4 protein-coding genes are annotated in these 4,959 nt (G+C 70.8%); all 4 read right to left on the bottom strand.

All coding sequences use genetic code 11. The features are described 5' to 3' along the window. Positions 1 to 1,419, bottom strand: a 1,419-nt coding sequence (glgB, locus tag ACFC8N_RS48625; RefSeq protein ID WP_376296075.1) for a 1,4-alpha-glucan branching enzyme, incomplete at its 3' end; no start/stop codon positions are given. A 4-nt stretch (positions 1,420 to 1,423) separates the two neighbouring features. Next, complete coding sequence (locus ACFC8N_RS48620; RefSeq protein ID WP_356036552.1) at positions 1,424 to 2,788, bottom strand: maltokinase; 1,365 nt, start codon at positions 2,786 to 2,788, stop codon at positions 1,424 to 1,426. A gap of 30 nt (positions 2,789 to 2,818) precedes the next feature. Further along, complete coding sequence (gene treS, locus ACFC8N_RS48615) at positions 2,819 to 4,534, bottom strand: maltose alpha-D-glucosyltransferase (protein ID WP_376296074.1); 1,716 nt, start codon at positions 4,532 to 4,534, stop codon at positions 2,819 to 2,821. Then, positions 4,531 to 4,959 (bottom strand): alpha-glucosidase C-terminal domain-containing protein (locus tag ACFC8N_RS48610; protein WP_356040727.1); only part of this gene is annotated, 429 nt, incomplete at its 5' end. The genes treS and ACFC8N_RS48610, both read right to left, overlap by 4 nt.

The following is a 4,959-nucleotide window of genomic DNA, read 5'->3' as shown; positions in this document are numbered from 1 at the left end:
CCAGGCCGTGGACTCCTCGGCGATGGTGACGACCCCCGGGCAGCGCCGGTACACGGTCGCGTTCATCTCCTGGAGGAAGGCCACCGCGTCCAGGTCCTCCCGCCCGCCGAAGACGTTCGGCTGCCACTGCCCGGAGTCCCGCGAGTAGTCGAGGTACAGCATCGACGCGACGGCGTCCACGCGCAGCCCGTCGATGTGGAACTCCTGGCACCAGTACACGGCGTTGGCCACGAGGAAGTTGCGCACCTCGGTCCGGCCGAAGTCGAACTCGTAGGTCCCCCAGTCCGGATGCTCGGCCCGCCGCCAGTCCCCGGGCTCGTACAGCGGCTCCCCGTCGAACCTGGCCAGCGCCCAGTCGTCCTTCGGGAAGTGCGCCGGCACCCAGTCCATGATCACGCCGAGCCCGGCCCGGTGCAGCGCGTCCACCAGGAACTTGAAGTCGTCCGCCGAGCCCAGCCGGGGCGTCGGCGCGTAGTAGGAGGTGACCTGGTATCCCCAGGACCCGCTGAAGGGATGCCCGGCGACCGGCATCAGCTCCACATGCGTGAAGCCCAACTCCTTGACATACGAGGGAAGTTCGTCTGCGAGCTGACGATACGTCAATCCGGGTCGCCAGGAGGGCAGATGCACCTCGTACACCGAGAACGGCGCCTGGTGCACGGGCGTGTCACCCCGGTGGGCCATCCACTCCGCGTCGTCCCACTCGTGCCGGGACACCGCGACGACCGACGCCGTGTCGGGCGGCACCTCGGTGCACCGGGCCATCGGGTCGGCCTTGAGGAACCGGTCGCCGCGCCGGGAGGTGATCTCGAACTTGTACCGGGCGCCCTCGCCGATCCCGGGCAGGAACAGCTCCCACACCCCGGACGCGCCGAGCGAGCGCATCGGGTACTGGGTGCCGTCCCAGTACGTGAAGTCCCCGGCCACCCGCACCCCCTGGGCGTTCGGCGCCCACACCGTGAAGCGGGTGCCGGCCACGCCCTGGTGCGTCATCGGCTCGGCGCCGAGCGCCTGCCACAGCTGCTCGTGCCGGCCCTCCCGGATCAGATGGAGGTCCAGCTCGCCGAGCGCGGGCAGGAAGCGGTACGGATCGTGCACCTCCTGCTCGGTGTCGTCGTACACCACCAGCAGCGTGTACGACTTCGGCACCCTCGGAAGCGGCAGCACGGCCGCGAACAGGCCGCCGCCCTCCGACACCAGCGGATGGCGCGTGCCGCCGGTCACGACGCTCACCGCGCGGGCGTTCGGCCGCAGCGTCCGGAACAGGGTGCCGCCCGGCACCGGATGTGCGCCCAGCAGGGCGTGCGGATCGTGATGGGCGCCGCCGAGGAGCCGGCCGCGCTCGGCCGGGTCCAGGGGGACGGCCGTGACCGGTGCGGGACCGGCGGCCTCGGGGAGCGAGGTGTCGCGCAGAGCCATGCCGTCAGCCTCCCCACACGGCGAGCCGTTTGATCGCCGCCATCGGTACCGGCAGCCAGTCCGGCCGGTGTCTCGCCTCGTACAGCACCTCGTAGACCGCCCTGTCCGTCTCGTGCGCGCGCAGCAGCGCGTGCTTCTTGCGTGGATCCCAGCCCGCGCGGGCCGCGTAGCCCGCGCAGAACGCCTCCCGGCAGCGGCGCGCCCATTCGGGTCGCCAGGGGCGGCGCTGCCGGGCCGCGTAGTCGAAGGAGCGCAGCATCCCCGCCACGTCCCGCACCGGGGACTGCGGGGCCCTGCGCTCGGCGAGCGGCCGGGACGGCTCGCCCTCGAAGTCGATGACGAACCAGTCGCGGCCGGCCCGCAGCACCTGCCCGAGATGCAGATCGCCGTGCACCCGCTGCGCGGGCGGCCCGGCGTCGCACGTGGCGAGCGCCCCGAACGCGGCCCTGAGCCCCGGCACGAACGGCCGCAGCCCCGATACGGCGTGCGCGGCCGCGTCCAGCCGCGCGGACATCGCCCGCGCCGTACGGCCGTTCTCACCCGGCCCGGCCGCACCGAACGCCTCGGCCAGCGCCAGATGCACCTCGGCCATCGCCCGGCCCAGCTCCCAGGCCTCGGCCGTGAAGTCGTCGCCCGCGGCGAGCGCGCGCAGCGCCAGCGTCCAGCCGTCGGTCGCGTCCGGCAGGAACGGCTGGAGCACCCCGAGCGTCGCCGGCCGCGGTGCGCTCGTGCCGAACCAGGCCACCGGCGCCGGCACCCGGGTGCACCCCTGCGCGGCCAGCGCGGCCGACACCTCCAGGTCCGGATTGACGCCCGGCTGGATGCGCCGGAAGACCTTCAGGATGTACGCGTCGCCGTACACGAGCGAGGTGTTGGACTGCTCGGCGTCCAGCAGCCGCGGCGGCAGCCCGCCGGGCACCTGGACAGCCGGATCCGCCTCGAACCGCAGCGGGCCCGCCGCGCCCGGGTGCCGCAGCCGCTCCAGCAGCAGATGCGCCGAGCGCGGGTCGTGCAGCGCGTCGTACACCGCGAGCCCGGCGAAAGGTCCCTGCTCGGCGCGGCCGAGGAACGCCCGTTCCAGCCGCGGGGCGAGCTGCTCGCGCAAGGTCAGCAGCAGCTGGTAGCAGTCGCCGGGCGGGGGAGTGCCGCCGGGCGTGGGCACCGGCGCGTGCGAGGCGTGTACCAGCAGATGCAGACACCCGGGGAACAGCTCGGTCACGTGCAGCACCGACAGATCCGTGACGGGCCGGTCCTTGCCCGCGAACCAGCGCTGCCTCGGCAGCCACTCGCGCAGCAGCCCGCCCAGCGAGGCCAGCGGCCCGCCCCGGCCGGTCGCGGCTACCGGTCCGACAGTGATGGTCTTCGGCATGACGCGCGTCCTTTCCTCGGCGCCGGGCGTTCAGTGGCTGCCGATGCGGGATGCGACCCGGGTGAGCCGGAACCAGTAGAAGCCGTGGCCCTGCAGGGTGAGCAGGTACGGCAGTTCACCGATGGCGGGGAACCGCACCCCGCCGATCAGCTCGACCGGATGCCGGCCGTCGTAGGCGCGCAGGTCGAGTTCGGTCGGCTGGGCGAAGCGGGAGAAGTTGTGCACGCACAGGACGAGGTCGTCGCCGTACTCGCGCAGGAAGGCGAGCACCGCCGGGTTGGAGGACTGCAGCTCGTTGTACGACCCGAGTCCGAAGGCGGGGTTCTGCTTGCGGATCTCGATCATGCGCCGGGTCCAGTGCAGCAGCGACGACGGCGAGGACATGGAGGCCTCGACGTTGGTGACCTGGTAGCCGTAGACCGGGTCCATGATCGTCGGCAGGTACAGGCGCCCCGGATCGGACCTGGAGAAGCCGGCGTTGCGGTCGGGGGTCCACTGCATGGGGGTGCGGACGGCGTCGCGGTCGCCGAGCCAGATGTTGTCGCCCATGCCGATCTCGTCGCCGTAGTAGAGGATCGGTGAGCCGGGCAGGGAGAGCAGCAGGGCGGTGAACAGCTCGATCTGGTTGCGGTCGTTGTCGAGCAGGGGGGCGAGGCGGCGGCGGATGCCGATGTTGGCGCGCATGCGGGGGTCCTTGGCGTATTCGGCCCACATGTAGTCGCGTTCTTCGTCGGTGACCATTTCGAGGGTGAGCTCGTCGTGGTTGCGCAGGAAGATGCCCCACTGGCATTTCGACGGGATCGCGGGGGTCTTGGCGAGGATCTCGGAGACCGGGTAGCGCGATTCGCGGCGTACGGCCATGAAGATGCGTGGCATGACGGGGAAGTGGAAGGCCATGTGGCACTCGTCGCCGCCGGTGCCGTAGTCGCCGAAGTAGTCGACCACGTCCTCGGGCCACTGGTTGGCCTCCGCCAGCAGCACCGTGTCCGGGTACATCGCGTCGATCTCCCGGCGCACGCGCTTGAGGAAGGTGTGCGTGGCGGGCAGGTTCTCGCAGTTGGTGCCCTCCTCGGCGTAGAGATAGGGGACCGCGTCGAGCCGGAATCCGTCGATGCCGAGGTCGAGCCAGAACTTCAGGGCCGCCAGGACCTCCTCCTGCACGGCGGGGTTCTCGTAGTTCAGGTCCGGCTGGTGCGAGAAGAAGCGGTGGAAGTAGTACTGGCCGCGCACCGGGTCGAAGGTCCAGTTGGAGGCCTCGGTGTCGACGAAGATGATCCGGGCGTCCTCGTACTGCCGGTCGTCGTCCGCCCACATGTAATAGTCGCCGTAGGGGCCGTCGGGATTCTTGCGGGACTCCTGGAACCACGGGTGCTGGTCGCTGGTGTGGTTCATGACGAAGTCGATGATGACGCGCATGCCGCGCTGGTGGGCGGCGTCCACGAATTCCACGAAGTCGGCGAGGTCGCCGAACTCGGGCAGGACGGACGTGTAGTCCGAGACGTCGTAACCGCCGTCCCGCAGCGGTGACTTGAAGAACGGCGGGAGCCACAGGCAGTCCACGCCGAGCCATTGCAGATAGTCGAGCTTGGCGGTCAGGCCCTTCAGGTCGCCGATGCCGTCGCCGTTGCTGTCCTGGAAGGAGCGGACCAGGACCTCGTAGAAGACGGCGCGTTTGAACCAGTCCGGGTCGCGGTCCTTGGCGGGCGTGTCCTCGAACGTGTCGGGTACGGGTTCGTTGACGGTCATGACGCTGCGGGCCCTCCGATCTGGGGCGTCGATCGCCCGACGTGGAGCACGTGCGCCGGCGCGCTGCCGGGCGTGAGACGCACGTAGTTGGTCCTGCCCCAGAGGAACGTCTCGCCCGTCAGTTCGTCGTGTACGGACAGGGCGGCGTCCCAGTCCAGGCCGAGTTGCGGCATGTCCAACGAGACCGTGGCCTCCTGGGTGTGATGCGGGTCGAGGTTGACGACCACGATGACCGTGTCCGTCCCCGTGCGCTTGCTGTAGGCGAGCACGGCGTCGTTGTCGGTCGGGTGGAAACGCAGATTCCGCAGGCGCTGTAGCGCGGGGTGCCGGCGTCGGACGGTGTTGAGGCGGGTGATGAGGGGGGCGATGCTGCGGCCCTCGCGTTCGGCGGACTCCCAGTCGCGGGGCCTGAGTTGGTACTTCTC

The organism is Streptomyces sp. NPDC055966 (assembly GCF_042269865.1).
Lineage (GTDB): Bacteria > Actinomycetota > Actinomycetes > Streptomycetales > Streptomycetaceae > Streptomyces.
Note: the sequence above shows the minus strand (reverse complement) of the source record. Positions and strands in the feature narration are given on the sequence as shown.

Bases quoted from the DNA above. Each gene is read 5' to 3' on its own strand.
- ACFC8N_RS48620 (WP_356036552.1), bottom strand. From the start codon at position 2,788: ATGCCGAAGACCATCACTGTCGGACCGGTAGCCGCGACCGGCCGGGGC.
- treS (WP_376296074.1), bottom strand. From the start codon at position 4,534: ATGACCGTCAACGAACCCGTACCCGACACGTTCGAGGACACGCCCGCC.